The sequence below is a fragment of the Bradyrhizobium sp. CCBAU 51753 genome (assembly GCF_015291565.1).
In the GTDB taxonomy this organism is placed as follows: Bacteria; Pseudomonadota; Alphaproteobacteria; order Rhizobiales; family Xanthobacteraceae; genus Bradyrhizobium; species Bradyrhizobium ivorense.
The window spans coordinates 4,888,133-4,914,567 of record NZ_CP030037.1; the positions used below are offsets into that span (position 1 = coordinate 4,888,133).

Consider the following 26,435-nt stretch of genomic DNA (forward strand, 5'->3'; position numbering starts at 1 on the left):
GGATTCGACCGAGAATTTTATTCGGCCGGATTCGACGCGTCGGGAACCGGCCGGCCACCGATTCACGGCTTCCACCGTCCGATCTTGAACGCCGCCAGATGGCCGGCGATGTCGTTCGGATCGAACGGCGGCCCCGCGAAGGCGCCGATGGCGTTCACCGTCCCCGCCGCGCGCCCGATGGCGGCGTCGTAGAGATCGGGCCTGAACACCGCCATCGCCGTCTTCAGCGCATCCGGCCGCAGCGGCGTCTGGCCCCAGCGGACCATCTGCGCATAGAGCCAGGCCGCCTGCACCGGATCGGGCCGCGCCGCCGCCTCGCGCCCGACCAGCAGATAGCGCTTGCTCTCGCGCATGGTGCCGTCGGGCGCGATCTTCAGCCGGCCGTCCAACGTGCGCTGGATGACGCCGGCATCGACGCCGATCCGCTCCGGCGAGCTGAGCATGCGCGCCACCTCGGGCCGGTTCGCCGGTTGCTCGATGAATTCGGCAGCGCGCAGATGCGCGCGCACCAGCGCCGTCACCAATTCGGGATGCTGCTCCGACCAGGCCTGCCGCACCGCCAGCACCTTCTCGACCGCGCTGAGCAGGATGTCGGCGACAAAATGCAGGATGTGGCCGATGCCGAGATCGACCGCGACCGAATTCCAGGGCGCGCCGACGCAGAACGCATCGACATGGCCGTTGGCAAGGCTGTCGACCATGTAGGGCGGCGGCAGCACCACGAGCTGGACGTCCTCATCGGGATCGACGCCGCCCGCTGCCATCCAGAACCGCAGCTGGTAATTGTGGGTCGAGAACGGGAACGTCATGCCGAAGGTCAACGGCTCGGCCCCGCTGGCGCGGCGCTTCGCCACCACGCGGGCGAGCGCGCGCGCGGTCGCCATCGGATCGAACCGGTCGCCGTCGATCTCCTCCATCAGCGCGGCGTGCAGCGCCGGCGACACCGTGATGGCATTGCCGTTGAGCCCGAGATTGAACGGGGCCGCGATCGGCACCTTGACGTGGCCGAGCCCGAGGCTCGAGGCGATTGCCACCGGCGCCAGCAGATGGGCGGCGTCGAACAGGCCGATATTGAGCTTGTCGCGGACATTCGACCACGACACCTCCCGCACCAGCTCGATGTCGAGCCCTTCGGCCGCCGCAAAGCCCTTGTCGACAGCGACGATCAGCGCGGCGGCGTCGACCAGCGGAATGAACCCGATGCGCAAGTGTGTGCTCATTTCAACAGCTCCGACGCCGTCAGGATCGATTGCGCGATCTCCCCGATCTTCTTCTTCTCGCGCATCGCGGTCGAGCGCATCAGCACGTAGGCCTCCTCCTCGGTCAGCCCCTTCAGCTTCATCAAAATGCCCTTGGCGCGGTCGATCACCTTGCGCTCCTCCAGCGCATGCTTGGTGCGGTCGAGTTCGTCCTGCAGCTTGGAGAAGGCGTTGAAGCGGGAGACGCAGAGGTCGAGGATCGGCTTGATCCGCTCCTTCTTCAGACCATCCACGATGTAGGCCGAGACCCCCGCCTCGACCGAGGCCTGGATCGAGGCGGCGTCGCTCTGGTCGACGAACATCGCGATCGGCCGGCGGACGGCACGGCTGACCTGGAACATTTGTTCCAGCACGTCGCGGCTGGGGTTTTCCAGGTCGATGACGATGATGTCGGGGTCCTGCGCATATATCCGCGAGAGCAGGCTCTGCATCTCGCTGATGTGCACGACGTCCGTATACCCGGCCTCGCGCAGCCCCTCCTCCAGGATGGCGGCCCGGATCGGGCTTTCGTCGACAATGACGATCTTGGGAGACGACTCAGCGCTCATCGAGAACTCGTAGGACCCGGCAAGGCCATCCATAACACGCCGGAGGGCGCCGGAAAGGGTTGTAATTCTCGGTAATTCGGACTAGCTCCTGCCCATCAATCAGGCAGATTCAGAGATATGCAAGAGGCCGCCGCGCCGAAAGTGAGCTTTGTGTCCTTGGGGTGCCCCAAGGCGCTCGTCGATTCCGAGCGCATCATCACCCGGCTGCGCGCGGAGGGCTATGAGCTCGCGCGCAAGCACGACGGCGCCGACATCGTCATCGTCAACACCTGCGGCTTCCTCGACAGCGCCAAGCAGGAATCGCTGTCTGCGATCGGCGAGGCGATGGCGGAGAACGGCAAGGTCATCGTCACCGGCTGCATGGGCGCCGAGCCGGAGCAGATCGAGGCCGCCTACCCCGGCGTGCTCTCGATCACGGGCCCGCAGCAATATGAGAGCGTGCTGGACGCCGTGCACCGCGCGCTGCCGCCGGCGCACAATCCGCATCTCGACCTGGTGCCGCCGCAGGGCGTCAAGCTGACGCCGAGGCACTACGCATATTTGAAGATTTCCGAAGGCTGCAACAACCGCTGCAGCTTCTGCATCATCCCAAAGCTGCGTGGCGATCTGGTGTCGCGGCCGGCCAATGACGTGCTGCGCGAGGCCGAGAAGTTGGTGAAGGCCGGCGTCAGGGAATTGCTGGTCATCTCGCAGGACACCTCGGCCTATGGCGTCGACCTGAAATATGCTGAGAGCCCGTGGCAGGACCGCGCCGTGCGCGCAAAGTTCTTCGATCTGGCGAAAGAGCTCGGCGAGCTCGGCGCCTGGGTGCGGCTGCAATACGTCTACCCCTATCCGCATGTCGACGAGGTCATCGGCCTGATGACCGAGGGCAAGGTGCTGCCCTATCTCGACATCCCGTTCCAGCATGCGAGCCCGGACGTGCTGCGCGCGATGAAGCGCCCGGCCGCGCAGGAAAAGACGCTGGCGCGGATCCAGAAGTGGCGCGAGCAGTGTCCCGACTTGACGTTGCGCTCGACCTTCATCGTCGGCTTCCCCGGCGAGACCGACGCCGATTTCGCCTATCTGCTCGACTGGCTCGAGGAAGCCCAGATCGACCGCCTCGGCTGCTTCAAGTACGAGCCGGTCGCCGGCGCCGCGTCGAACGCGATCGGCAACGCCGTGCCTGATGAGGTCAAGCAGGAGCGCTGGAACGCGCTGATGGCGCGGCAGCAAAAGATTTCGGCCCGCCGCCTCAAGCGCAAGGTCGGCACCCGCCAGCAGGTCATCGTCGACGAAGTCGGCCCGACGGTGGCAAAAGGTCGGTCAAAGGCCGATGCTCCCGAGATCGACGGCGCCGTCTATCTCTCCAGCCGCCGCCCGCTCAAGGTCGGCGAGATCGTCACCGCGAAGATCGAGCGCGCCGACGAATACGACCTGCACGGCAGCGTCGCGGGGTTCTGACAGCAAGGCATCGTCTGTTTTGGTGAACCCGGCCGCGGTCTGGGCTCACAAAGCAGTGGCGGCACTTCGGTCGCACGGAGCCTGGCCTTGCGGCAATCCTGGAAACGACTGTTCGCGCGCGGCCGGCTGGCCGCGGCCATCCTCGTCTCGCTGGCGCCGGCGCTCGCCGGCACTGCCGCGCGCGCCGAGCCGCGGCCGTCCTCCGAATCCGCCGCGCAGGCCTGGTGCTTCAGCAAGAAGGACGCCGCGCAGCGCATCGGCGGCTGCAGCTTTCTGCTGGCCTTGCGGAAGAAATGGAAGGAGAAGCAGCGCGCCGGCCTCCTCCTCAACCGCGGCGCCGGCTATCTCGAAAGCAACGATCTCGATCCCGCCATCGCCGACTTCACCGAAGTGATCACCTACGAGCCGTTGCGGGCGAAGGCGCTGACCAACCGCGGCGAGGCCTACCGCCGCAAGGGCAACGCGGACGCAGCCATCGCCGATTTCGACCAGGCCATCGCGCTCAATCCGAAGGATGTCTTCGCGCGCTACAATCGCGGTATCGCCTACAGCGACCGCGGCGAGCCGGAGCGCGCCATCGCCGATTACACCGAAGCGATTCGGCTCAACCCGAAGGATGCCTGGTACTACAACAACCGCGGCAATTCCTACGCCGATGCCAGGGAGCCGGATCGTGCGATGGCCGACTATGACCGCGCCATCAGCCTCGATCCGAAATTCGCGCTCGCGTATTACAACCGCGGCAACGCGTATCGTGGCCGCAACGATTTCGATCACGCACTCTCCGACTACAACACGTCGCTGCGGCTCGACCCGCGCTATGCGGCCGCCTACGGCAACCGCGCCCGGCTGTTTCGCGATCGTGGCGACCTCGATCGGGCCTTTGCCGATTTCGATCAATCGCTGCGGCTCGATCCATCCGGCTACCGCGACTACTATGCCCGGGGCAATCTGCATCTCGGACGGCAGAACTACGCGCGCGCGTTCGACGATTTCAGCAGCGCGATCAAGTTCAATCCGAAATACGCGGCGGCGCTCAATGCGCGTTGCCTGACGCTCGTGATCCTGGGACGAGCACAGGACGCGCTCGCCGATTGCCAGCAGTCGCTGCAATGGAAGCCGAACGATCCCTACACGCTCGACAGCCGCGGCATCTGCCGCCTGAAGCTCGGCGAGCTTGATGCCGCGATCGCGGATTTCGACGCCGCGCTGAGCATCAATCCGAAACTCGCGAGCTCGCTCTATGGACGCGGCATCGCCCGGCGAAAGCAGGGCGAGGCCGATGCGGCGCAGGCCGACAGCGCGGCCGCTCGGGAGATTCAGCCTGATATCGCCAAGGAATTCGCGCCTTACGGCGTCGAATGACGCACGGTCGGCGCCCTAGTCCAGACTAAGGCGACAGACTTTCTCGCCGTCAAAATGATAGAGCGATTTCCCGCGGGCCAATAACTGGCCTCCGGCTCGGGCTGATCCGTCCGGCATCAACATGCGCAGCCGCCTGATTTTTGACAGCCGCCCTGGAGACAGATTGCCAAGATAGGCGACATCTGGCGGATCGCGGTATTGACCAGAGAAAAGAACCTCCGCCTCAGACACGGCAAGCGCGTGGCATCCGGCTAGATTTGTCGTGCGGAAAGTAAGCTCAAAGCTGCTGCTGATCCGACAGATCGGAAACTCGGTATAGAACAAGGCTGTCGCGTCGACCCCAGACACGTTCAGCGCGTAACAATCCGAAATCGAGTAGGAGCTATTTTCCGGAAACTCCCAGACTTTCTCGCCAGCATCGGAGAAGCAAACAAGTCCGGCTGCGCCGATTGGCGTCGGCCCATCTCGAAACCCCCAGCCAAAATTGCCGAACACGCCTTCGTCGAGATAACCGATCCAGATGCGGCGGAGGTCGTCGACCTGCATGGTGCTGATACCGTCCCCCAGCAGTATACGCCTTACCTCTCCCGTCGTTGGGTGAACAATGGCGCCATTTAGATCGAAATCACCCTCGCCTCGCCATTCGCATCTCGGCCCCGCGATCAGAATTCGCCCGTCGGGAAAGACGTCGACAAGTGGAAAGGTCCGATCTAGCTCGGGAAGCTCGATCAGGTACGATTTCTCTGGCGTCGCTCTTACGAGATGAAGCCGCACCGGTATCTGTGTTCGAGTTCGCGCAAACTCGCCGATGCCCTGCTGGACAGTCTCAAACAGGGCCCCAGTCGCGGATTTCTCGGCGAAGAGGAACAGCAGCGAGCCGTCATTCGCGATCGCGTTCTTGATAAGTGAAAAGCCCGGAAGCGCCGGGATCGCACAGAGCTCCTGAAATTGGATCGATGCAGCCAAACCCTTGCTCCCCATGCTGGTTCATCAGAAATAGCGGATTGGGGGGCACGGGGAAATTGCAACCATCCGGTGCATGCGCGCTTGACACCGGCGCCCATTCCCTTGTATGGGCCTGCCCCATGAAGCTGAACCGGACCAACCGCCGCGCCATCTGCCGTCGTCGTACCAACGACGATGATGGGTCGCGCCGTGTCCGACGCCAGCGCTGATTAGCTCAATCAGCCTAGGTTTTCGAGAAGGCCGCGCCCCAAGCGCGGCCTTCTCGCTTTTTGGCCCGCCCTTTCCCCACACCGACCCTAGAGGAGATCGACATGACCAACGCCACTCATCCGTTCGACGCGCTGATGGACATCACGGCCCGCCCCGAGGTCGTGTTCGTGCGCGGCGCCGGGTCGTATCTGTGGGACGCCAACCGCAACCGCTATCTCGATTTCGTGCAGGGCTGGGCCGTGAACGCGCTCGGCCACTCGCCGGTCACGGTCGCCGACGCGCTGGCCGCGCAGGCTAGGCGGCTGCTCACGCCAAGCCCGGCGTTCTACAACGAGCCGAGCCTGAAGCTGGCAAAACTGCTGGTCGACAACAGCTGCTTCGACCAGGTATTCTTCGCCAATTCAGGCGCGGAGGCCAACGAGGGCGCGATCAAGCTCGCGCGCAAGTTCGGCGCAAAGTACAAGAACGGCGCGCACGAGATCATCACCTTCGAAGGCGGCTTCCACGGCCGGACGCTCGCGACCATGTCGGCCTCGGGCAAGAAGGCGTTCGAGCCTCTGTTCGAGCCGAAGGTCTCGGGCTTCCGGAAGGCCAAGCTGAACGACATCGAGTCGGTGCGGCAGTTGATCACCGCGTCGACGGTTGCCGTCATGCTGGAGCCGATCCAGGGCGAGGCCGGCGTGTGGCCGGCAACCGATGCCTTCCTGAACGAGTTGCGCGCGCTGACCCAGCAGCGCGGCCTGCTCCTGATCGTCGACGAGATCCAGACCGGCATCGGCCGGACCGGAAAGTTGTTCGGCTACGAGCATGCCGGGATCGAGCCCGACATCATGACGCTCGGCAAGGGCATCGGCGGCGGCGTGCCGCTCGCAGCGCTGCTCGCGACCGAACATGCCGCGTGCTTCGACCACGGCGACCAGGGCGGCACCTTCAACGGCAACCCGTTGATGTGCGCCGCCGGCCTTGCCGTGCTCGAGCAGGTCGCCCAGCCCAATTTCCTGAAAGCGGCGACCGATGCGGGCCTCTTGCTTGAGCGCGAGCTGCAACGACTGTCGGCGCGGCACGGGCTTGGTGAGATCAGGGGCCGCGGCCTCTTGCTGGCGCTCGATCTCAAGATGCCGATCGGTGCTGCCGTGGTGGCGGAGGCGTTCGCCGCCGGCGTGCTGATCAACTCGCCGCAGCCGGACACGCTGCGCTTCATGCCGGCGCTCAACGTCGCGCGTGAGGAGATTTTGGCGGTGATCGATTGCCTGGATACGGTGCTGACGAAGGTTGGCGCGGCAAGGCGGGTGGCATAGCTGTCACCACCTCGTCATTGCGAGCGAAGCAATCTACTTCTCCATTCGGGGATCAATGGATTGCTTCGTCGCTTCAGGGCAAAATTGCGTTGCAATTTCGCGCTGCGCTCCTCGCAATGACGTCAGGTGGTGTGACATCTTCCGTCATTCCGGGGCGATGCGCAGCATCGAACCCGGAATCTCGAGATTCCGGGTTCATCGCTGACGCGATGCCCCGGAATGACGGGCTACACTACGGCCGCAGAATCGCCGCGCCGGTGGTCGCCCGGCTCTCCAGATCGATATGCGCCTTTGCCGCATCCTTCAGCGCATAGGCGTGATTGATCGGCACGTGCAGCTTGCCGTTGATCACGGCGGCGAACAGCGTGTCGGCGCCTTCGAGCAGCTCCTTGCGGGTGCCGACATAGTCGTTGAGCTTGGGCCGGGTCGCGAACAGCGAGCCGTGGTTGTTGAGCTCGGCGAGCGGGAACGGCGGCACCGGGCCGGAGGCGTTGCCGAACGAGACGAACAGGCCGCGCGGCCTGAGGCAGGACAGCGAGCCTGGGAAGGTGGTCTTGCCGACGCCGTCATAGACGACGTCGCAGAGCTCGCCCCGGCTGATCTGCTTGACGCGCTCGACGAAATTTTCCTCATTGTAGAGGATGACGTGGTCGCAGCCGTTGGCGAGCGCGAGGTCGGCCTTGGCCTTCGAGCCGACGGTGCCGATGACATGCGCGCCGAGCGCCCGCGCCCATTGGCAGGCCAACAGCCCGATGCCGCCCGCGGCGGCGTGGATCAGCACCCGATGCCCCTGCTCGACCTTGAAGGTCTTGTGCAAGAGGTACCAGACCGTCAGCCCCTTGAGCATCAGCACGGCGCCCTGCTCATAGGTGATGTGGTCGGGCAGTTTTACGAGTTTGTCGGCCGGGATGACGCGCTCGGAGGCGTAGCCGCCGAGGTTGTAGTAATAGGCGACGCGATCGCCCGGATGGAAGTTGGTCACGCCCGGGCCGACGGCCAGCACCTCGCCCGCGGCCTCGTTGCCGGCGACGAACGGCAGGCCGGGCGCCTTGTAGAGGCCGGTGCGGAAATAGACGTCGATGAAGTTCAAGCCGACCGCGTGCTGGCGGATCCGGACCTCGCCGGCGCCGGGCGGGCCCACCTCGACATCCTCATAGGTCAGGACTTCCGGTCCGCCTACCTTGTGCACCCGCACAGCCTTGGTCATGTCGTGCTCCCCTTCGGTCTCGCGTCAGGCGAGCGAATGCCATCGGCGCCGCCTTGTCAACCGAGGCGCCGGAACCGGCCTTATCTCACGGCTTTCCTGCGGTTGCGGCGGGCCATCACGTTGAACATCTCGACCGCGGCCGAGAACGCGATTGCGAAATAGATGTAGCCGCGCGGGATATGAACGCCGAAGCCGTCGGCCACCAGCGCCACGCCGATCAGGACCAGGAACGCCAGCGCCAGCATTTTTGTGGTCGGATGCTCAGCGACGAACCGCGCCACCGGCCCCGACGAGACGTACATGATGATGCAGGCGATCACGACCGCCGCGATCATGATCTCGATATCCTGGGCCATGCCGATCGCGGTGATGATCGAGTCCAGCGAGAACACGAGGTCGATGATGATGATCTGCACGATCACCCAGAAGAACGCGCTGGAGCTCGGCTGCTCGCCGGTCTCGCCCTCGCGCGCCTCGACCTCGCCGTGGATCTCGTGGGTGGCCTTGGCGATCAGGAACAGGCCGCCGCCGATCAGGATGATGTCGCGCCAGGACAGCTCCATGCCCTTGATGGTGATGACCGGCTGCGTCAGCCCGATCAGCCAGACCAGGACCGAGAGCAGCAGGATGCGGAACACCAGCGCCAGCGCCAGGCCAATCTGGCGGGCGCGCTTGGCTTGCGCGGGCGGAATCCGCGACACCAGGACCGACAGGAAGATCACATTGTCGATGCCGAGCACAATCTCCAGCGCGGTCAAGGTCAGCAGTGCCGCCCAGGCTTCCGGGCTAACGATCAATTGCATCATGCGCGAAATGCTTTCATGCGGCGGATCAGGGTGTCGCTGCCGACGATGTAGGCGGCGATGGCGCACAGCCCGAACGTGACCGACGGCCCGACCACGAAATCGTTGGCGAGCGTGTACATGCCGAGCAGCGCCCAGGCGGCGAGCAGCCACAGCGTCAGCCAGCGCAGCCGCACCACGCGGAGCGGGTGCAGCACGTGGAACGGCGCAAATGTCAGCGCGATCAGGAGCGCGACCGCGATCGTCGAGATCACCGGCGGCAAGTGCAGCAGGAACAAATAGAACGCCGCCGCATTCCATAGCGCCGGGAAGCCGCGAAAATGGTTGTCGTCGGACTTCATCCTGCGGTCGGCGAAATACAGCGCGCTGGAGACCACGATGCCGATGCCGAGAATCGGCGCGGCCAGCGGCAGCAGCAGGCCGCTGGCGGTGATGGCATAGGCCGGCACGAACACATAGGTGACGAAATCAACCACCAAATCGAGCACTTCGCCCGACCAGTTCGGCGCCCGCCGCACCACGTCGAGCCGGCGCGCCAGCGGTCCGTCGATCCCGTCGATCACGAGCGCGACGCCGAGCCAGCCGAACATGTTGGCCCAGTGCTCGCGCACAGCCTCCAGCATCGCCAGCAATGCGACCCCCGCCCCGAGCGCCGTGAAAATATGAACGGAGAATGCGGCGGTCCGCATCCGTGCAGGCAACGCATCCGGCTGGCTGGTATGATCCATTGCCAGCAGTGCTATCAGGAATCGCCCCGATTTGCATATGCAGTCTTGCGGCGTTCCGCCGCGCAAATCCGCGGGAAACTTTTGAAGGTTAGCGGTGGCTTGAAAATGCGGCGAACAATGTCAATTGTCCTGGGATGAGCGACGACCTGCAGGTTTATGACGTTATCATTATCGGGGGCGGCCCGGCCGGGCTGACGGCCGCGATTGCGGTGGCCGACGCCGGCGCGCGGACCGCGCTGGTGGCGCGCCGCGCGCCCTATGCCGACAACCGCACCACCGCGCTGCTCGGCGCCTCCACCGATCTGCTGGAACGGCTGGACGTCTGGCGGCGCTGTGCCGACAAGGCGGCTCAGCTCAAGACCATGCGCCTCGTCGACGACACCGGGCGGCTGATCCGCGCGCCCGAGGTGCGATTCTCGTCCGAGGAAATCGGGCGCGCGCAGTTCGGTTTCAACATCGATAACCGCTCGCTGGTGGCCGCGCTCGAGGACCGCGCCGGTGAACTCTCCGCGCTGGCGAGGTTCGACGACGAGGCCGCCACCATTCTCCCGGATGACGCTGCGGTCAGCGTGACGACGCGGCAGGGCCAGTCGCTGGCAGCGCGGCTGGTGGTCGGCGCCGACGGCCGCAACTCGCTGTCGCGCGAGGCCGCCGGCATCGAGATGGTCAGCCGCGCCCTCGGGCAGTCCGCCCTCACCTTCAACATCACGCACACGCGGCCGCACAAGAACGTCTCGACCGAGTTTCACACCGAGCATGGGCCCTGCGTGTTCGTGCCGCTGGCCGGCAACCGCAGCAGCGTGGTCTGGGTCTCCACGCCGAAGGAGGCCGAGCGGCTGATGGTGCTCGGCGACGACGAAATGTCCGTGGCGGCGGAGCGGCAATCGCACTCGATCCTCGGCCGCGTCGAGGTCGAGCCTGGCCGGCACGTGTTTCCGCTCGCGATCGAGCGTCCCCGGCAGTTTGCGAAAAACCGCATCGCGCTGGTCGGCGAGTCCGCGCATGTGCTGCCGCCGATCGGCGCCCAGGGCCTCAACATGGGCCTGCGCGATGCGGCCGACATCGCCGCGATCGCCGGCGAGGCGATCGGGCGCGGCGAGGATCCGGGCTCGCCGCTGGTGCTGTCGCGCTACCAGGCGGCGCGGCGCCCCGACGTCAGCAGCCGGACCTGGGCGATCGACATCGCCAACCGCTCGCTGCTCAGCGACTTCGTCGGCATGCAGACCATGCGCGCCGCCGGCCTGCACATGATCGGGTCGATCGGCCCGCTCAGGCGGCTCGCGATGCGCGAGGGCCTCGCGCCGTCGTGGCGGCGCTAACCCTTCTAAGGGAATACCAGCCGCCCGGTCTGCAGCAGCCACATCACGCTGGTCAGCGTGACCACCGAGGCGAACGTTCCGATCAGCACCGCGACCGACGCCGGCTCGATCCAGGTGTCGTTCTGCCGCGCGATCACGAACACGTTGAGCGCCGGCGGCAGCGAGGCCATCAGCACCGCGGTCGCCGCCCAGGGCTGCGCGAACGGGCCGAACAGCAGCATCAGGCCGAACGCCACGAGCGGATGGATCAGGAGCTTGATCGCGATCACGCCGGGCACCTCCCACGGCACCCGCTCGAACGGCCGCAGCGCCACAGTGACGCCGAGCACGAACAGCGCCATCGGCGCCGCCGCGTTCTCCAGGAACTGCACCGTGCGGTCGAGCGCGACCGGCAGCGGAATATGCAGTGCGGCGACGATCGCGCCGAACACCGCCGACATGATCAGCGGGTTCTGCACGATCTGCCGCGCGACCACGCCGAATGCGTGCAGCAGCGAGGGATGGTCGCGGTCGGTGAGCTCGATCAAGAGCGGCACGATCGAGAACAGGAAGATGCTGTCGCAGCAGAAGATCAGCGCGGTCGGCGCCGCCGCCTTGCTGCCGAGCACGGCGAGCGCCAGCCCCGGTCCCATGTAGCCGATATTGCCGTAGGCGCCGGAGAGCCCGGCGAGCGTCGCCTCGCGCAGCGACAGGCCGCCGATCAGCTTTCCTGCGACCATCGCCAGGAAGAACGCGATCACGGTTCCGAGCGTGGTCGCGATCAGGAATGGCGGGTTGTTCAGCTCGGCAAACGGCGTCTTGGACATGATCCCGAACAGCAGCGCCGGTAACGAGACGTAAAGCAGAAAGAAGTTCATCCAGGACAGCCCGGCCTCGGGCAATCCCTTGGCCTTGCCGCAGATGTAACCGATGAAGATCAGGCCGAAATACGGCAGCGCCAGATTGAGGATATCGAGCATTCTGAAAGTGATTTCTCGGCCGGATTTCGGCGCGGTTGGGCCGCCTGGAATAGGTAAACGGAGGGTTAAATCGCGTCCATGCCCCTAGCATCGGCCACGATGTTGGTCTATCGACGAGACATGATCAAAGCGCGCACCGCCAAGTTTCAGATCGGTCAGATCGTCCGTCACCGGGTGTTCTCGTTCCGGGGCGTGATCTTTGACATCGATCCGGAGTTCAACAACACCGAGGAATGGTGGCTGTCGATCCCCGAGGACGTCCGGCCGCACAAGGACCAGCCGTTCTACCATCTGCTCGCGGAGAACTCCGAGACCGAATACGTCGCCTATGTTTCGGAGCAGAATCTGCTGCCTGATGATTCCGGCGAACCGATCCGCCATTCGCAGGTCGCCGAGATCTTCGTAAAGGACAAGTCCGGCGGCTACCGTCCGCGCAATCCTTCGCTGAACTGACGCGCCGCGCGTCTCGCGCATCGCTCACACGCCCTCGCGCGCGGCCAGCGCCGCCGCGATCGCCCAAACCACGAACCCCGATAGCGCCAGTCCCGCGCCGACCAGGCCGGTCGACGTCCAGCCATAGCCTGCCGCCACCGCCATGCCGCCGAGCCACGGCCCCAGCGCGTTGGCGGTGTTGAAGGCGGAATGGTTGAGCGATGCGGCGAGGCTCTGCGCCTCGCCGGCGACGTCCATCAGGCGGGTCTGCAAGACGGTCGCGAGCGCACCGCCGAGCCCGATCAGGAACACGTCGGCGCACAGCGTCCAGATATTCGCCGCGGCCAACGGATACAGCGCCAGCGTCGCCGCCGACCACAGCAGCAGGCCGCCGGCGGTCGCCATCAGCGCGCGGTCGGCAAAGCGCGGCACGATGATGTTGCCGGCGGTGAGGCCGATGCCGAATACGCAGAGCGCGACCGGCACCATCGCCGGCGAGGTGTGCGTCACCGCCAGCATGGTCGAGGCGAGATAGGTGTAGACCGAGAACAGCCCGCCGAAACCGACGGCACCGATCGCCAGCGTCAGCCAGACATGCTTGCGTCCGAGCGCGGAGAGCTCGCGCAGCGGGCTCGCCTTGCTGTTGACAACGTCGCGCGGCGCGAAGATCGCAACCAGCGTCGCGGTCAGCAGCGCGAGGCCGGCGACGATCGCGAATGCCCAGCGCCAGCCGATCGCCTGCCCCACCCCGTTGGCGAGCGGCACGCCGATCGTGGTCGCAATTGTCAGGCCGAGCAGCACGCGGCCGACCGCCGCGGTGCGCTTGTCGGTCGGCACCAGCGCGGCCGCAACCAGCATCGCGATCCCGAAATAGGCGCCGTGCGGCAATCCGGCGAGGAAGCGCAGCGCCAGCAGGGTGTGGTAATCCGGCGCGAGGCCCGAGAGCCCGTTCATCAGCGCGAAGAACCCCATCAGCGCGATCAACAGCGTCCGCCGCGTCAGCCGCGCCGACAGCACCGCGATCACGGGCGCGCCGACCACGACGCCGAGCGCGTAGGCGCTGATTGCGTGGCCGGCCGCGGGCTCGCTGACGCCGAGGTCATGGGCAAAGAACGGCAGCAGGCTCATGGTGGCGAATTCGGCGATGCCGATCGCAAAACCGCCCATCGCCAGCGCCAGATGAACAATCCCGGGATGGAATGTCCGCGCGGAATTGTCCTGCGTGACGCGCGGCGCGGCCGCGACGGACGCCGTGCGCAGCTGCGGCTCCAGCGGCCGGGATCGCGGTTCCTGCCGTTGTTGATTCAAACGTCGGGACATCAGGCAAATTCCGGGACTACGAATTGCAACCGATGCAATCCAGATGGACGCATCGCGTCATCACGGTTCCGCAACAAGCGGCCAGGTGCGCGGAACACACGCGTTTGCGCATCGAAGGCGCTTGCGCGCGTTCGTCTGGCCTCCCGTATCGATTCTGTGATTGTGCTTTGACACATCGCACACGACGCGCAGGACCACCAGCGCAGTAAGTCGCCATCAGCCAGACGTGATCGCATGACAAAAAAGGCGCCCTTTCGGGCGCCTTTTGCTTGCAACTTGTGCTGGGCTTACTTTGCGGCCGCGTTGGGGGCCGGCGCCGCGCCGCCTTGACCCTGGCCGGCGCTTTCGAGCTTCTTGCGCTGCTCTTCGGCGCGCTTCTGCAACTCTTCCTGCAACTTCTTCGAGTTCTCCTCGAACACCTTCGGATCGGTCGGCGGGCCGTCATAGGCCTTGGCGAACTCGGTGTTGAGCGGCAGCGGCAGCGTCAGCGGCGCGCCGTTGGAGTTGATCGCCTGAACGACGAGGTTCTGGCCCTTCTTCATGTTGGCGATCAGCTCGGGAGTGGCTTCATAGTCCGACATGCAGCCGTTCTGGAAGCAGATCACGTAAGGCGACTGCTGCGGCGGGTTGCTGTCGACGATGATGCGGGTGCCGTGCACGAGCTGCATGCCGAGCGGCAGCGTCACGCGCAGGATCTTCTTCGGCTCGCCTTCCGGCTCGATGATCACGGCGGCGATCACCGGCTGACCTGACTCGATGCGGCCGTCCTTGCCGGTGAAGCAGACCTGCTTGGCGCCGGCTTCCTGGCCCTTGAGGCAGAACTTGGTCCAGGGCGCGTAGATCAGCTGGATCTGCTGGTCCTGCGGCGGCTGCTGGGCGGCAGCGGCGGGCGGCTGAGCGGCCGGCGGGGCCTGCTGGGCCGCCGGGGCCGGCGCTTTCGGAGCTGCCTTGGGTGCCGCCTTGGGCGCAGCCTTCGGTGCCGCGGGCGCCGGCGCTGCGGGCTGCTGGGCCTGAGCGGCAGGAACCAGGAACGCTGCAGACAATGCCGTCGCCGCCATCAGGGCGACAACTCGCCCCCGCGGCAAGACCGGAGCGGCCAAGATACGGAAATTCATTGCGGAAAACCCTTTCTGAACGGGCAGCGCCCGAAACCGCCGCGGGCGCCGACACATAGCCGTTTGGGCGGCTGTCTCCTCGTCAATTGAGGCGGATACGTGACAGGCGTTGCCGCCCGGTCAATTGCACGCCTTCAATACAGCGGCGGACGGAAAGATCAATGGCGGCAAGCATATTTGCGCGCATCTTACGGCGAGTTGAGGCCGCCTGTGATAAAGCTCCCGGCGTGACGTCTCGCGAATCAAATCCGGCGCCTCACGCGCGTGTTCCCGAGCGCGTCGGGCGCCATTTGCTGGCCGGTCTGTCCATCGCCCTGGCCCTTCTGACGGCGGGACCGGCTGCCGCGGCCGCCGCCGAAAGCTATGCGATCGCGATGTACGGCGCGCCGGCGCTGCCCCCCGGTTTCACCCATTTGCCCTACGCCAATCCCGACGCGCCTAAGGGCGGCCGGCTGGTGCAGGGCCTGATCGGCACCTTCGACAGCCTCAATCCCCTGATCGTCCGCGGCGTCGCCGTCCAGCAGGTCCGCGGCTACGCCTATGAGCGCGGCTATGTCTATGAAAGCCTGATGGTGCGGGGCAATGACGAGCCGTTCACCCTCTACGGCCTGCTGGCGCGCAGCGTCGAGACCGACGATGCGCGGAGCTACGTCACCTTCCACCTCGATCCGCGCGCGCGCTTCTCCGACGGCCAGCCGGTCACCGCCGACGACGTGCTGTTCTCGCTGGCGCTGCTGCGCGACCACGGCCGCCCGCTGCATCACCAGTATTATTCGAAGGTCGCAAAGGTCGAGGCACCCGACCCGCTCACGGTGCGGTTCGACTTCGGCGGCGTCGCCGATCGCGAGCTGCCGCTGATCCTCGGCCTGATGCCGATCCTGCCGCGGCACGCCGTCGACGCCGCCAGGTTCGAGGAAACCACGTTGGCCGCACCTGTTGGCTCCGGGCCCTACCGCGTCACCACGGTCAAGCCGGGCGCCAGCGTCACCTTTACCCGCAATCCCGATTACTGGGGCCGCGATTTGCCGGTGAATCGCGGCTTCTGGAACTTCGACGAGATCAGGATCGATTATTACCGCGAGGCCAACGGCCTGTTCGAGGCGTTCAAGCGCGGCCTGTACGATTTCCGCACCGAGAACGAGCCGTTGCGCTGGCACGAGGGTTATGATTTCCCGGCGGCGCGCAGCGGCGAGGTGGTTCGCGACACCAACAAGCTCGGCACGCCCTACCCGTCCGAATTCCTGGTGTTCAACAGCCGGCGGCCGAAATTTGCCGACGTCCGGGTGCGCCAGGCGCTGGCGATGCTGTTCGACTTCGAATGGATCAACCGCAACTACTATTTCGGGCTGTATTCGCGCGCCGGCGGCTATTTTGCCGGATCCGAACTGTCCGCCTATGGCCGCCCCGCCGACGAGCGCGAGCGCGATCTGCTCCAACCCTATTTGTCGCACATCGCGCCCGACATCCTCGACGGCCGTTACCGCCTCCCGGTCACCGACGGCTCCGGGCGCGACCGCACCACCCTGCGCAGGGCGCTCGATCTGCTGGAGCAGGCCGGCTACGGCATCGACGGCACGGTGTTGAAGCAGCGCGCGACCGGAATGCCGCTCACCGTCGAAATCCTGGTGACGACGCGCGAGCATGAACGCATCGCACTCGCCTATCAGCGCGACCTCAAGCGCGCCGGCATCGAGGCCACCGTGCGGGTGGTCGACGCCGTGCAGTTCGAGCAGCGCCGGCTCGCCTTCGACTTCGACATGATTCCAAACCGCTGGGACCAGTCGCTGTCCCCAGGCAATGAGCAGGCGTTCTACTGGGGCAGCCAGGCCGCCGACGTCACCGGTACACGGAATTACATGGGCGCCAGGGACCCGGCGATCGACGCCATGATCGCGGCGCTGTTGGCGGCGCGGGAGCGGCCGGCCTTCGTCTCGGCGGTGCGGGCGCTGGACCGGGCGCTGATGTCGGGCTTCTACGCTATCCCCCTGTTTAACGCGGGAGAGCAATGGATCGCGCGCTGGAATCGGGTACAACGGCCATCGACAACGGCCTTGGCGGGCTATTTGCCGGAGACTTGGTGGCAGAGGGCCGGCGCGAAGCCGCAAGTCACAAAGCCCGAAGTCGCGAAGCCGAAGTGACCTGATCCGAATCAAGCGATGCAACCGAATTTGCCCCCGTGAACCAGCAGATCACCTCGCCGACGCTCGATACCCTGTTCAAGCGGACTTTGGCGCGGCAGCCGGACGCGCTGGCACTGGTCGATCCCATCAACAAGCAGCGCATCACCGGGCAGAACCGCAAGCGACTGAGTTACGCCCAGGCCGACCGTGCGATCTCGGCGATCGCGGCCCATTTCATCGAGAGCGGACTGCCGACCAACACGGTGATCGCCGTCCAGCTGCCCACCACCGTCGAGTTCGCGCTGACGGTGCTCGCGGCGCATCGCGCCGGGCTGGTGGTCGTGCCGCTGCCGCTGCTGTGGCGGCAGTCCGAGCTGACATCGGTGCTCAACCGCACCGCGGCGCGGGCGATCGTCACCTGCGGCCGGATCGACGGCGTGTCCTACGCCGACATCGCGATGAACGCCGCCGCCGAAGCCTTCTCGATCCGCCATGTCTGCGGCTTCGGCAGCGATCTGCCCGAGGGCATGGCCTCGCTCGATCAGGCGATCCTGCAGGATTCCCGGACCTCGCGCTCGGTGATCCAGGACGGCCGCAAGCCGGCGCTGATCTCCTTCGACGTCACCAGTGACGGTTTTCGCCCGGTGCCGCGCGCGCATTTCAGCCTGATCGCCGGCGGACTCGCGATGTCGCTGGAGAGCGACCTCGCGCAGGGCTCGACCATCATGGCGGCGTTCGCGCCGATGTCGTTTGCCGGCATCTGCGCCTCGCTGGTGACCTGGCTGCTGTCGGGCGGAACGCTGGTGCTGCATCACCCCTTCGACGAAGAGGTGCTCGAAGCCCAGCTCACCGACTACGGCTGCGACACGCTGATCGCGCCGGCACAGCTCGCGCTGCGGCTCGACGAACGCGGCCTGGAGCGCCTGCCGGGCCTGCGCAACGTCGTCGGGCTCTGGCGCACGCCGGAACAGGTCGGCTCCAGCGCGGCCTGGACCGCGAAGCGCGCGACCCTGACCGATGTCTACCTGTTCGGCGAAGCCGGGCTGTTCGGCGCCCGCCGCAACGCCGAGGACGGATCGCCCGCCCGGATCAAGGCCGGCCCGCACAGCGCGCCGCGCGAAGCGCCGGGTGCGGCGATCGCCGGCGAGATCCTGCTGACGCCGAAGGGTACGCTCGGCCTGCGCGGCCCGATGGTGCCGGTCGCCGCCTATGCGCCGCCGCACCCGGCGGGCGACGGCATGATCGCACCGCCGCCGCGTGATTACGTCGACACCGAATACGCCGCCCGAATCGATCGCGCGACCGGCGGCCTCAACATCACCGCGCCGCCGGCCGGGGTCATGACGGTTGGCGGGTACCGCTTCCTTGCGCAGGACCTGCAGGAGTGGTCACGTCGCCTCGGCCAGGGCGCGCTTTTGACCGCGCTGCCGGACCGACTCAGCGGCCATCGGCTGGCCGGACGGGCACAGGACAATGCAAGGGCGCGCGACGCGCTAACGGAACTCGGGCTTAACCCATTGATGGTGGAAGCTTTTCGTGACCGCGCCAACGCCGCGACGGGCTGAATCTTATCGATGCGTTAGCCTTAGCATTGCGTTGACACTGCATTAAGCGAAGCGAACTAGCATCGCCCCAATTTGCTGATCTCGCGCATTGGTTCCGAGCTTTTCGTATGTCGCAACAAGGTCCGGTCCTCATCGTATCGGCGGCGGCCAAACCGCCGTTCGCCGCTGTCCTCGATGAGACGAAGCTGTTCCCGGTGGTGGTCACCGACTGGAGCGAGGCCGGGCGGGCGATCGAGCAGGTGAAGCCGGCCGCCATCATCGCGGCGGCCGAGGGCACCGATTTCACAGCGCTCGCGGCGCTGGCCAAACGCGCTGCCGCCCGGGCGCCCTATCTGCCGCTGATCGCAGTCGATCCCGCGACCACGCTGCCCGATACCGCAATCGCATTCTTCCAGCGCAAGGGCCTGCCCGATCGCCTGATCGCGCGGCTCAACGCGTCGCTGCGCGTTCGCGCGCTGCATGCGACGGTGATGCGGCGCCTGGTGCCGCCGGCGCCGATTGCGTTGTCGGATATCGATCCGGTCGGCGAAGCGACTACGCTCCTGATCGGCCGCGGCGGCGCCTACCCGACGCTGTCGGTGGCGCTCGGCGAACGCGCCGGCGTGGTCGGCGCGCTCAGCATCGAGGCGGCGGCAAAACATCTCTCCAGCCGTGACATCGACGGCATCGTGCTCGCCGAAGGCTTTACGCCGCGGGTGATGGATGCGTTCCTGACCGTGCTGACCGAGGACGTGCGCTTTCGCCCGCTGCCGGTGCTGGTCGCCTCGGCCGAGCTCACGCCGCGCTACGATCTGCCCAATCTCGAGATCATCACGGCCGGGCCGTCGCGCATCGCCGACATCGCCCTGCCGATGATCCGCCAGCACGCGTTCGAGGCGCGGCTCGGCCGCATGCTGCGCGCGATCGACGCCAAGGGCCTGATCGATGCCCGCACCGGCCTCTTGACCAAGGTTGCGTTCGACCGCGACTTCGCGACCGCCGTCTACCAGACCGCCGAGCGCGGCGGCAGCCTGTCGGTGGCGCGCTTCACCTTCGACGACACCCATCCGCGCGCCCAGTTCGACGGCGCCCGCATCATCAGCCGGCTGATGCGCCAGGCCGATTTCGGCGCCGTGCACGACGACCGCTCGCTCATCGTCGTGTTCACCGGGACCGATTTGCGCAACGCCCATGCGATCACGCGGCGGCTCGCCAGCGTGATGCGCCATACCCATCACGGCCGCCGCGACGTCAGAGCCGAGCCGGCCGTCGCGGTCGCCACGCTGCAGCCGGGCGATTCCGCAACCTCGCTGCTGGCGCGTCTCACCCAGATGCCGGAGCGCGCGGCGTCGTAAGGACGGCGTAAGCTGCGTAGCGTGGCAACGGAGCGAAGCGACGTGCCCGCCATTCGTGCACACACTTCTCCCCGTCATTGCGAGCGAAGCGAAGCAATCCATTCCTCCGCACCCGCGGAGCCATGGATTGCTTCGTCGCTTCGCTCCTCGCAATGACGTGGAGATAGCTCCACCTCACGCCGCCTTCTTGCTCTCCGCGAGATTGGCGAGCTGGCGCAAGATCTCCGTCGTCCCGGCGAGCCGCTCTTCCGGCGTCTCCCAATCCTGGAAGAACACCACCTTCATGTCCGGCCGCACTTTTGCGGCCTGGCCGTGCTGGCGGATGAACATCACCAACCGATCCGGCTGCGCAAACGAGTTGTCGCGGAATGCGATCACCGCGCCCTTGGGGCCGGCGTCGACCTTCTCGACATTGGCCCGGCGGCAATACGCCTTGATCGCCGCGACCTTGAACAGATAGCGCACCTCGTCGGGCAGCACGCCGAAACGGTCGCGCATCTCGGCGGCAAAGCTGTCGATCTCGTCATCGGTGTCGAGATCGGCGAGCCGTCGATACAGCGACAGCCGCACGCTGAGATCGTTGACGTAATCCTCTGGGATCAGCACCGGCATGCCGATCGTGATCTGCGGCGACCAGCGGTCGGCGGCCGGCTCGGCGACGCCGGCCTTGAGATTGACGATCGCCTCCTCCAGCATCGACTGGTACAGCTCGAAGCCGACCTCCTTGATGTGGCCGGACTGTTCCTCGCCGAGCAGATTGCCGGCGCCGCGGATGTCGAGGTCGTGCGAGGCGAGCTGGAAGCCGGCCCCAAGCGTCTCCAGCGACTGCAGCACTTTCAGCCGCCGCTCCGCCTGCGCCGTGATCTTCTGCTGCGCCGGCAGCGTGAACAGCGCATAGGCGCGCAGCTTGGAGCGGCCGACGCGGCCGCGCAGCTGATAGAGCTGCGCCAGGCCGAACATGTCGGCGCGGTGCACGATCAGCGTGTTGGCGTTCGGAATGTCGAGGCCGGACTCCACGATCGTGGTCGACAGCAGGATGTCGTATTTGCCGTCGTAGAACGCCGACATGATGTCCTCGATCACGGTCGGCGGCATCTGGCCGTGGGCGACCGCGACCTTCATCTCCGGCACGTTCTTGTCGAGGAAGTCCTTGACGCCGGCGAGGTCCTCGATCCGCGGCACGACGTAGAACGCCTGGCCGCCGCGATAGCGCTCGCGCAGCAGCGCCTCGCGGATCATCAGGGGATCGTGCGGCGCGACGAAGGTGCGCACCGCGAGGCGATCGACCGGCGGCGAGGCGATGATCGAGAGCTCGCGGACGCCAGTCAGCGCGAGTTGCAGCGTGCGCGGGATCGGCGTCGCCGACAATGTCAGCACGTGGACCTGGGCGCGGAGCTGCTTCAGCCGCTCCTTGTGGCTGACGCCAAAGTGCTGCTCCTCGTCGACGATCAGGAGGCCGAGGTCCTTAAACTTGATCGCCTTGCCGAGCAGCGCATGGGTGCCGACCACGATGTCTACGCTGCCGTCGGCGATCCCCTTCTTGGTCTGGTTCAGCTCCTTGGTCGAGACCAGCCGCGACGCCCGCGCGACGTTGACCGGGAAGCCGCGGAAGCGCTCGGCGAAGGTGCGCGAATGCTGCCGTGCCAGCAGCGTGGTCGGCACCACGACCGCGACCTGCCTGCCCTCCAGCGCCACGGCAAAGGCCGCGCGCAGCGCCACCTCGGTCTTGCCGAAGCCGACGTCGCCGCAGATCAGCCGGTCCATCGGCCGGCCGATCTCGAGGTCCTTCAGCGTCGAGGTAATGGCCCCGAGCTGGTCCTCGGTTTCCTCATAGGGGAAGCGCGCGCAGAACTCGTCATAGACATGCGGCTGCAGCGGGAATTTCGGCGCCTCGTGCAGCTGCCGTTCGGCGGCGATCTTGATCAGCTCGCCCGCGATCTCGCGGATGCGGTTCTTCAGCTTGGCCTTGCGCGCCTGCCAGCCGCCGCCACCCAGACGGTCAAGTTCGACATTGGCGCTGTCGGAACCGTAGCGCGACAGCAGCTCGATGTTTTCGACCGGCAGGAACAGCTTGGTCTCGGCGGCATAATGCAGCTCGAGGCAGTCATGCGGCGCGCCGGAGACCTCCAGCGTCTGCAGCCCGACGAAGCGGCCGATGCCGTGCTCGACGTGGACCACGAGATCGCCGGTCGCAAGGCTCGTCACCTCCGAGATGAAATTGTCGAGCTTGCGGCTCGCCTTGCGCGGCCGCACCAGGCGGTCGCCCAAAATGTCCTGCTCGCTGATGACGGCGAATTCGTCGGTCTCGAAGCCGCTTTCCATGCCGAGCACGGCCAGCATGGTCTCGTTGCGCGGCGTCGCCTGCACGATCCGCCAGGTGTTGACGCTGGTGGTGTTGAGCAGCTTGTGGTCGCGCAGCATCGCGCCCATGCGGTCGCGCGAGCCTTCGCTCCACAGCGCGATCACCACCTTCTTGCGCTGCGACTGCAGCGCGCCGACATGGCCGACCACGGCCTCGAACACGTTGACCTTGGTGTCGGCGCGTTCGGGCGCAAAGTTGCGCCCGGCCCGCGCGCCGGCGTCGAACACCTCGGTCGAGCCTTCCGGAACCGCGAACGGCGTCAGCCGCGCCAGCGGCGCATCGCCGAGCAGCTTTGTCCACTCGCTCTCGGTCAGATAGAGCTTGTCCGGCGGCAGCGGCTTGTAGATCGCGCCGCTGCCGGGATGCTCCAGCGCCTCGCGGCGCGCCTCAAAGTAGTCGAGGATCTGCGTGAAGCGCTCGCGGGCGGCGTCCTCGGCCTGCGGCTCGATCGCGACCACGGCACCGTCGAGATAGTCGAACAGCGTGTCCATCCGCTCCTGGAACAGCGGCAGCCAGTGCTCCATGCCGGGATGGCGGCGGCCCTCGGAGACGGCTTCATAGAGCTGGTCGTCGCGCTCCGGCGCACCGAACGCTGCGACATAGCCCATGCGGAAGCGGCGGATGGTCTCGGTGGTGAGCTGGAATTCCGAGACCGGCACGAGATCGAGCCCGCGCATGTCGAGCAGCGTGCGCTGGGTCTCGGCATCGAAGGTGCGGATCGATTCCAGGGAATCGCCGAAGAAGTCGAAACGCACCGGCTGGTCGAGGCCGGCCGGAAACAGGTCGAGGATGCCGCCGCGCACGGCGTATTCGCCGGGCTCGCGCACGGTCGACGAGCGGCTGTAGCCGTTGTGCTCGAGCCAGGCCACGACCGAGTCCATCGGCACCACGTTGCCCGGCGCAACCGACAGCGCTTGCGCCGCGACCAGCTCGCGCGCCGGCACCCGCTGCACGGCGGCGTTCACCGTGGTCAGCACGATCAGCGGCTTGTCGGAGCCGACCAGCCGCGACAGTTTTGCCAGCGTGGTGAGGCGCTGCGCCAGGATGCCGGAATGCGGCGAGACGCGGTCATAGGGCTGGCAGTCCCAGGCCGGGATCTGCATCACCGCGATGTCGGGCGCAAAGAACTCCAGCGCGCGGGCGAGCTGCTGCATCCGCGCGCCGTCGCGGCACACCACGGCAAGGCTCACGGCGGTGCGCTTCGGCTTGGCCGCGATCGCGCGCGCGAGATCGGAAATGACGAGCCCCTCGGCGCCCTCCGCGACATTGGCGATGGTCAGCACGCGGCCGGGCGCCAGCATCGCGGCCGGCGATTTCAAAGGCTGTTTCATGCGCCGTGATCCGCCACCCGAAACGCCTTGATGCGGGCAAACAGCGCGGTCGCGTGTTCGGCCGCCAGCTGCCTGTCGCCGGTCAGCGCGGCATAGAGGTCGGGATCGGGCACCTCGATCAGGTGCTCGAGCTCGGCCAGTTCCTGGTCGGTGAGATCGGCGATGGTGGCGTCCGCAAAACGGCCGAGGATCAAGTCCATCTCCCGCGTGCCGCGGTGCCAGCAGCGAAACAAAAGCCGCTTGCGGCGGTCATCGAGCCCACTGCTCGACCGTGTCGATCCCGTCATGTCGCAAAATCCATCGAACGCCAAAAGCCCGGACGTGCCGGGCGGGGTTGATATAGCGAGCGCGATGGGGGATGTCAGCCCTCATCTGCGGCCTGCGAGCCATGTTGTCATTGCCGGGCTTGCCCGCCCGCCGAAGCCTTGGCGAAGGCGGGACCCGGCGAACAAGTGGCTCCAAAAAAAGACGTGGATGCCCGGCACAAGGCCGGGCATGACGGTGAAGATTAGTCCTAGGTTTTCCGAATGCGCCCCAGCCTGCTCAATCCGCTGTTTGCCCCGGTCACGACGCTATCAGGCGTCGGTCCGAAGCAGGACAAGCTGCTGCGCTATCTGCTCGACCGCAGCGAGACGCCGCGGCTGGTCGATCTGCTGCTGCATCTGCCCGCCAGCGTGATCGACCGCCGGGCGCGGCCAAAAATCCGCGACGCCGCGGTTGGAACCATCGTGACCTTGGAGGTCACCGTCGACCGCCACCGCCCGCCACCGCCGCGCAATTCGCGCGCGCCGTACCTAGTCTATGCCAGCGACGACACCGGCGACGTGGTGCTGACCTACTTCCGCAGCCCGCCCGGCTTCGTCGAGAAGCTGCTGCCGGTCGGCGAGAAGCGCTACGTCTCCGGCACGCTGGCGATGTATGACGGCATTCCGCAGATCGTGCATCCCGACCGCGTCGTCGACGAGGCCGGCTTTGCAAAACTCTCCGGCATCGATCCGGTCTATCCCTTGACCGAGGGCCTTGCGATCGGCTCGCTCCGCCGCGCCATCGCGCAGGCGCTGACCAAACTGCCAGACCTGCCGGAGTGGATCAGCCCCGAGGTGCTGCGCCGCTGCAAGTTTCCGCCGATCCGGGAGGCGCTGACCCGTGTCCATGTCCCGGTCGAGCTGACCGACATCTTGCCCCATGGCCCGTTCTGGTCACGCCTGGCGTTCGACGAGCTGCTGGCCGGCCAGTTGGCGCTGGCCTTGATCCGCGCCACGCTGCGCCGTCCCGCCGGGGTCCGCAATGCCGACGACGGCCATCTGCGCAGCAAGATCATCGACGCCCTGCCCTATGCGCTCACAAAATCGCAGCGCGAGGCGGTCGCCGCCATCACCGAGGATTTGCGCCAGCCGGTGCGCATGCTGCGGCTGGTGCAGGGCGACGTCGGCTCCGGCAAGACCGTGGTGGCGCTGCTTGCGGCCGCCGCCGTCGCGGAAGCCGGCAAGCAGGCGGCGCTGATGGCGCCGACCGAGATTTTGGCGCGCCAGCACATCAAGACCATCGCGCCGCTCGCCGAGCGCGCCGGTCTTCGCGTCGCGATCCTCACCGGCCGCGAGAAGGGCAAGGAGCGCCGCGAGCTGCTGGCGCGGCTCGAGGCCGGCGAGATCGATCTGTTGGTCGGCACCCACGCGCTGATCCAGGACGACGTGATCTACAAAGATCTTGCGCTCGCCGTGGTCGACGAGCAGCACCGCTTTGGCGTGCGCGAGCGGCTCGCGCTAACCTCCAAGGGCGCGGCCGTCGACGTGCTGGTGCTGAGCGCGACCCCGATCCCGCGCACGCTGGTGCTGACCTATTTTGGCGACATGGATGTCTCGGAGCTGCGCGAAAAACCCGCCGGCCGGCAGCCGATCGACACCCGCGCGGTGCCGATGAGCCGGATCGAGGATGTGATGGACGGCGTCGGCCGCGCGCTCGCCGCCGGCAAGCTGGTGTACTGGATCTGCCCGCTGGTCGATGAATCCGAAGCCGAAGGCACCGAGCATCTCACCAACGCCACCGAGCGCTTCGAGTCGCTGCAAAAACGGTTCGGCGACCGCGTCGGCCTGGTGCACGGCCAGATGAAGGGCGCGGAAAAGGATCGCGTGATGGCGCAGTTCGCCGCGCACGAGATCGGCCTTCTGGTCGCCACCACCGTCGTCGAGGTCGGCGTCGACGTCCCCGCCGCAACCATCATGGTGATCGAGAACGCCGAGCGCTTTGGCCTCGCCCAGCTGCACCAGCTGCGCGGCCGCATCGGCCGCGGCTCGGAAGCCTCGACCTGCCTGCTGCTCTACAAAGAGCCGCTCGGCGAGATGTCGAAGGCGCGGCTGAAGGTGATCCGCGAGACCACGGACGGTTTCCGCATCGCCGAGGAGGATTTAAAACTGCGCGGCGAAGGCGACGTGCTCGGCATCCGCCAGAGCGGCCTGCCCGGCTACCGCATCGCCCGCTCCGACGTCCACGCCCAGCTGATCACGCAAGCCCGCGACGAGGCGCTGCGCATCATGAAGGACAATCCAAAACTGAAAGGCGACCGCGGTGACGCGCTGCGCTGCCTGCTCTACCTCTACGAACGCGACGAAGCCGTGCCGCTGATCGGGGCTGGGTAACGCTGTCTCCGCCGTCATTGCGAGCGAAACGAAGCAATCCATCGCTCCACACGCGCGGATAGATGGATTGCTTCGTCGCTATCGCTCCTCGCAATGACGCTGTAGGATGCGGTTG

Annotated in this window: 20 protein-coding genes; 9 read left to right on the forward strand and 11 right to left on the reverse strand. The window is 66.5% G+C overall.

Going from position 1 to position 26,435, the window contains the following annotated elements; all coding sequences use genetic code 11:
* Nucleotides 1-62: 62 nt before the first annotated feature.
* Together XH93_RS22070 and XH93_RS22075 are read right to left on the reverse strand one after the other, a co-directional pair.
* Nucleotides 63-1,220: a CmpA/NrtA family ABC transporter substrate-binding protein gene (locus XH93_RS22070; protein WP_194469132.1), complete on the reverse strand. Its 1,158-nt coding sequence runs from the start codon at nt 1,218-1,220 to the stop codon at nt 63-65.
* Nucleotides 1,217-1,807 (reverse strand): ANTAR domain-containing response regulator, encoded by a 591-nt coding sequence (locus tag XH93_RS22075; protein ID WP_139483527.1) that lies wholly within the window; start codon nt 1,805-1,807, stop codon nt 1,217-1,219. The genes XH93_RS22070 and XH93_RS22075 overlap by 4 nt, the downstream gene beginning before the upstream one ends.
* A gap of 117 nt (nt 1,808-1,924) precedes the next feature.
* Here XH93_RS22075 and rimO point away from each other — a divergent pair, with 117 nt between their 5' ends.
* Together rimO and XH93_RS22085 are read left to right on the forward strand one after the other, a co-directional pair.
* Nucleotides 1,925-3,250, forward strand: a complete 1,326-nt coding sequence (gene rimO / locus XH93_RS22080) for a 30S ribosomal protein S12 methylthiotransferase RimO (protein ID WP_194469133.1) — start codon at nt 1,925-1,927, stop codon at nt 3,248-3,250.
* An 87-nt stretch (nt 3,251-3,337) separates the two neighbouring features.
* Nucleotides 3,338-4,615, forward strand: coding sequence for a tetratricopeptide repeat protein (locus XH93_RS22085; RefSeq protein WP_194469134.1), 1,278 nt, complete (start codon nt 3,338-3,340; stop codon nt 4,613-4,615).
* A 15-nt stretch (nt 4,616-4,630) separates the two neighbouring features.
* Here the strand turns inward: XH93_RS22085 and XH93_RS22090 are convergent, their stop codons facing one another.
* The gene (locus XH93_RS22090; RefSeq protein ID WP_246799268.1) at nt 4,631-5,581 is read right to left on the reverse strand and encodes a hypothetical protein; all 951 of its coding nucleotides are present in this window, start codon (nt 5,579-5,581) and stop codon (nt 4,631-4,633) included.
* Between the two features lie 311 nt (nt 5,582-5,892).
* Between XH93_RS22090 and XH93_RS22095 the strand changes: the two genes are divergently transcribed.
* On the forward strand, nt 5,893-7,089 hold the full coding sequence (locus XH93_RS22095) for an acetylornithine transaminase (protein WP_194469135.1): 1,197 nt from the start codon (nt 5,893-5,895) through the stop codon (nt 7,087-7,089).
* 232 nt (nt 7,090-7,321) lie between these two features.
* On the opposite strand, the gene XH93_RS22100 is transcribed toward XH93_RS22095, so the two are convergent.
* The 3 genes from XH93_RS22100 to pcsA all read right to left on the reverse strand — a co-directional run bounded on the left by XH93_RS22100 (nt 7,322) and on the right by pcsA (nt 9,827).
* Nucleotides 7,322-8,296: a quinone oxidoreductase gene (locus tag XH93_RS22100; protein WP_194469136.1), complete on the reverse strand. Its 975-nt coding sequence runs from the start codon at nt 8,294-8,296 to the stop codon at nt 7,322-7,324.
* 80 nt (nt 8,297-8,376) lie between these two features.
* The gene (locus XH93_RS22105; protein ID WP_139483520.1) at nt 8,377-9,102 is read right to left on the reverse strand and encodes a TerC family protein; all 726 of its coding nucleotides are present in this window, start codon (nt 9,100-9,102) and stop codon (nt 8,377-8,379) included.
* A complete protein-coding gene (gene pcsA / locus XH93_RS22110) occupies nt 9,099-9,827 on the reverse strand; it encodes a phosphatidylcholine synthase (RefSeq protein WP_139862376.1) in 729 nt (242 codons plus the stop codon). The genes XH93_RS22105 and pcsA overlap by 4 nt, the downstream gene beginning before the upstream one ends.
* 134 nt (nt 9,828-9,961) lie before the next feature.
* On the opposite strand from pcsA, the gene XH93_RS22115 reads away from it, so the two are divergent.
* Nucleotides 9,962-11,146 carry a UbiH/UbiF family hydroxylase gene (locus XH93_RS22115; protein WP_194469137.1) on the forward strand — a complete coding sequence of 395 codons (1,185 nt, stop codon included), beginning with the start codon at nt 9,962-9,964 and terminating at the stop codon, nt 11,144-11,146.
* A gap of 5 nt (nt 11,147-11,151) precedes the next feature.
* Here XH93_RS22115 and XH93_RS22120 read toward each other — a convergent pair whose 3' ends face one another.
* Complete coding sequence (locus XH93_RS22120; RefSeq protein ID WP_194469138.1) at nt 11,152-12,105, reverse strand: AEC family transporter; 954 nt, start codon at nt 12,103-12,105, stop codon at nt 11,152-11,154.
* 120 nt (nt 12,106-12,225) lie between these two features.
* Here XH93_RS22120 and hspQ point away from each other — a divergent pair, with 120 nt between their 5' ends.
* Nucleotides 12,226-12,558: a heat shock protein HspQ gene (gene hspQ, locus XH93_RS22125; RefSeq protein ID WP_139483513.1), complete on the forward strand. Its 333-nt coding sequence runs from the start codon at nt 12,226-12,228 to the stop codon at nt 12,556-12,558.
* A 24-nt stretch (nt 12,559-12,582) separates the two neighbouring features.
* Here hspQ and XH93_RS22130 read toward each other — a convergent pair whose 3' ends face one another.
* Nucleotides 12,583-13,857, reverse strand: coding sequence for an MFS transporter (locus XH93_RS22130; RefSeq protein WP_194469139.1), 1,275 nt, complete (start codon nt 13,855-13,857; stop codon nt 12,583-12,585).
* A 287-nt stretch (nt 13,858-14,144) separates the two neighbouring features.
* On the reverse strand, nt 14,145-14,972 hold the full coding sequence (locus tag XH93_RS22135) for an invasion associated locus B family protein (RefSeq protein WP_139483509.1): 828 nt from the start codon (nt 14,970-14,972) through the stop codon (nt 14,145-14,147).
* 374 nt (nt 14,973-15,346) lie between these two features.
* Between XH93_RS22135 and XH93_RS22140 the strand changes: the two genes are divergently transcribed.
* The 3 genes from XH93_RS22140 to XH93_RS22150 all read left to right on the forward strand — a co-directional run bounded on the left by XH93_RS22140 (nt 15,347) and on the right by XH93_RS22150 (nt 19,991).
* Nucleotides 15,347-17,110, forward strand: coding sequence for an extracellular solute-binding protein (locus tag XH93_RS22140; RefSeq protein ID WP_194475289.1), 1,764 nt, complete (start codon nt 15,347-15,349; stop codon nt 17,108-17,110).
* A gap of 38 nt (nt 17,111-17,148) precedes the next feature.
* Nucleotides 17,149-18,657, forward strand: a complete 1,509-nt coding sequence (locus XH93_RS22145; protein WP_194469140.1) for a class I adenylate-forming enzyme family protein — start codon at nt 17,149-17,151, stop codon at nt 18,655-18,657.
* 107 nt (nt 18,658-18,764) lie between these two features.
* Nucleotides 18,765-19,991, forward strand: coding sequence for a GGDEF domain-containing protein (locus XH93_RS22150; protein ID WP_194469141.1), 1,227 nt, complete (start codon nt 18,765-18,767; stop codon nt 19,989-19,991).
* A 174-nt stretch (nt 19,992-20,165) separates the two neighbouring features.
* Here the strand turns inward: XH93_RS22150 and mfd are convergent, their stop codons facing one another.
* Both mfd and XH93_RS22160 read right to left on the reverse strand, forming a co-directional pair.
* The gene (mfd, locus tag XH93_RS22155; protein ID WP_194469142.1) at nt 20,166-23,684 is read right to left on the reverse strand and encodes a transcription-repair coupling factor; all 3,519 of its coding nucleotides are present in this window, start codon (nt 23,682-23,684) and stop codon (nt 20,166-20,168) included.
* Nucleotides 23,681-23,971 carry a succinate dehydrogenase assembly factor 2 gene (locus tag XH93_RS22160; RefSeq protein ID WP_194469143.1) on the reverse strand — a complete coding sequence of 97 codons (291 nt, stop codon included), beginning with the start codon at nt 23,969-23,971 and terminating at the stop codon, nt 23,681-23,683. Before XH93_RS22160 ends, mfd begins: the two co-directional genes overlap by 4 nt.
* 240 nt (nt 23,972-24,211) lie before the next feature.
* Here XH93_RS22160 and recG point away from each other — a divergent pair, with 240 nt between their 5' ends.
* A complete protein-coding gene (gene recG, locus XH93_RS22165) occupies nt 24,212-26,320 on the forward strand; it encodes an ATP-dependent DNA helicase RecG (RefSeq protein ID WP_194469144.1) in 2,109 nt (702 codons plus the stop codon).
* Nucleotides 26,321-26,435 lie beyond the last annotated feature (115 nt).

Excerpts from the sequence above, each read along its gene's own strand:
- XH93_RS22070 (WP_194469132.1), bottom strand. The coding sequence starts at position 1,220 with ATGAGCACACACTTGCGCATCGGGTTCATTCCGCTGGTCGACGCCGCC.
- XH93_RS22075 (WP_139483527.1), bottom strand. The coding sequence starts at position 1,807 with ATGAGCGCTGAGTCGTCTCCCAAGATCGTCATTGTCGACGAAAGCCCG.
- rimO (WP_194469133.1), top strand. The coding sequence starts at position 1,925 with ATGCAAGAGGCCGCCGCGCCGAAAGTGAGCTTTGTGTCCTTGGGGTGC.
- XH93_RS22095 (WP_194469135.1), top strand. The coding sequence starts at position 5,893 with ATGACCAACGCCACTCATCCGTTCGACGCGCTGATGGACATCACGGCC.
- XH93_RS22100 (WP_194469136.1), bottom strand. The coding sequence starts at position 8,296 with ATGACCAAGGCTGTGCGGGTGCACAAGGTAGGCGGACCGGAAGTCCTG.
- XH93_RS22105 (WP_139483520.1), bottom strand. The coding sequence starts at position 9,102 with ATGATGCAATTGATCGTTAGCCCGGAAGCCTGGGCGGCACTGCTGACC.
- pcsA (WP_139862376.1), bottom strand. The coding sequence starts at position 9,827 with ATGGATCATACCAGCCAGCCGGATGCGTTGCCTGCACGGATGCGGACC.
- XH93_RS22115 (WP_194469137.1), top strand. The coding sequence starts at position 9,962 with ATGAGCGACGACCTGCAGGTTTATGACGTTATCATTATCGGGGGCGGC.
- XH93_RS22120 (WP_194469138.1), bottom strand. The coding sequence starts at position 12,105 with ATGCTCGATATCCTCAATCTGGCGCTGCCGTATTTCGGCCTGATCTTC.
- hspQ (WP_139483513.1), top strand. The coding sequence starts at position 12,226 with ATGATCAAAGCGCGCACCGCCAAGTTTCAGATCGGTCAGATCGTCCGT.
- XH93_RS22130 (WP_194469139.1), bottom strand. The coding sequence starts at position 13,857 with ATGTCCCGACGTTTGAATCAACAACGGCAGGAACCGCGATCCCGGCCG.
- XH93_RS22135 (WP_139483509.1), bottom strand. The coding sequence starts at position 14,972 with ATGAATTTCCGTATCTTGGCCGCTCCGGTCTTGCCGCGGGGGCGAGTT.
- XH93_RS22140 (WP_194475289.1), top strand. The coding sequence starts at position 15,347 with ATGTACGGCGCGCCGGCGCTGCCCCCCGGTTTCACCCATTTGCCCTAC.
- XH93_RS22150 (WP_194469141.1), top strand. The coding sequence starts at position 18,765 with ATGTCGCAACAAGGTCCGGTCCTCATCGTATCGGCGGCGGCCAAACCG.
- mfd (WP_194469142.1), bottom strand. The coding sequence starts at position 23,684 with ATGAAACAGCCTTTGAAATCGCCGGCCGCGATGCTGGCGCCCGGCCGC.
- XH93_RS22160 (WP_194469143.1), bottom strand. The coding sequence starts at position 23,971 with ATGACGGGATCGACACGGTCGAGCAGTGGGCTCGATGACCGCCGCAAG.
- recG (WP_194469144.1), top strand. The coding sequence starts at position 24,212 with ATGCGCCCCAGCCTGCTCAATCCGCTGTTTGCCCCGGTCACGACGCTA.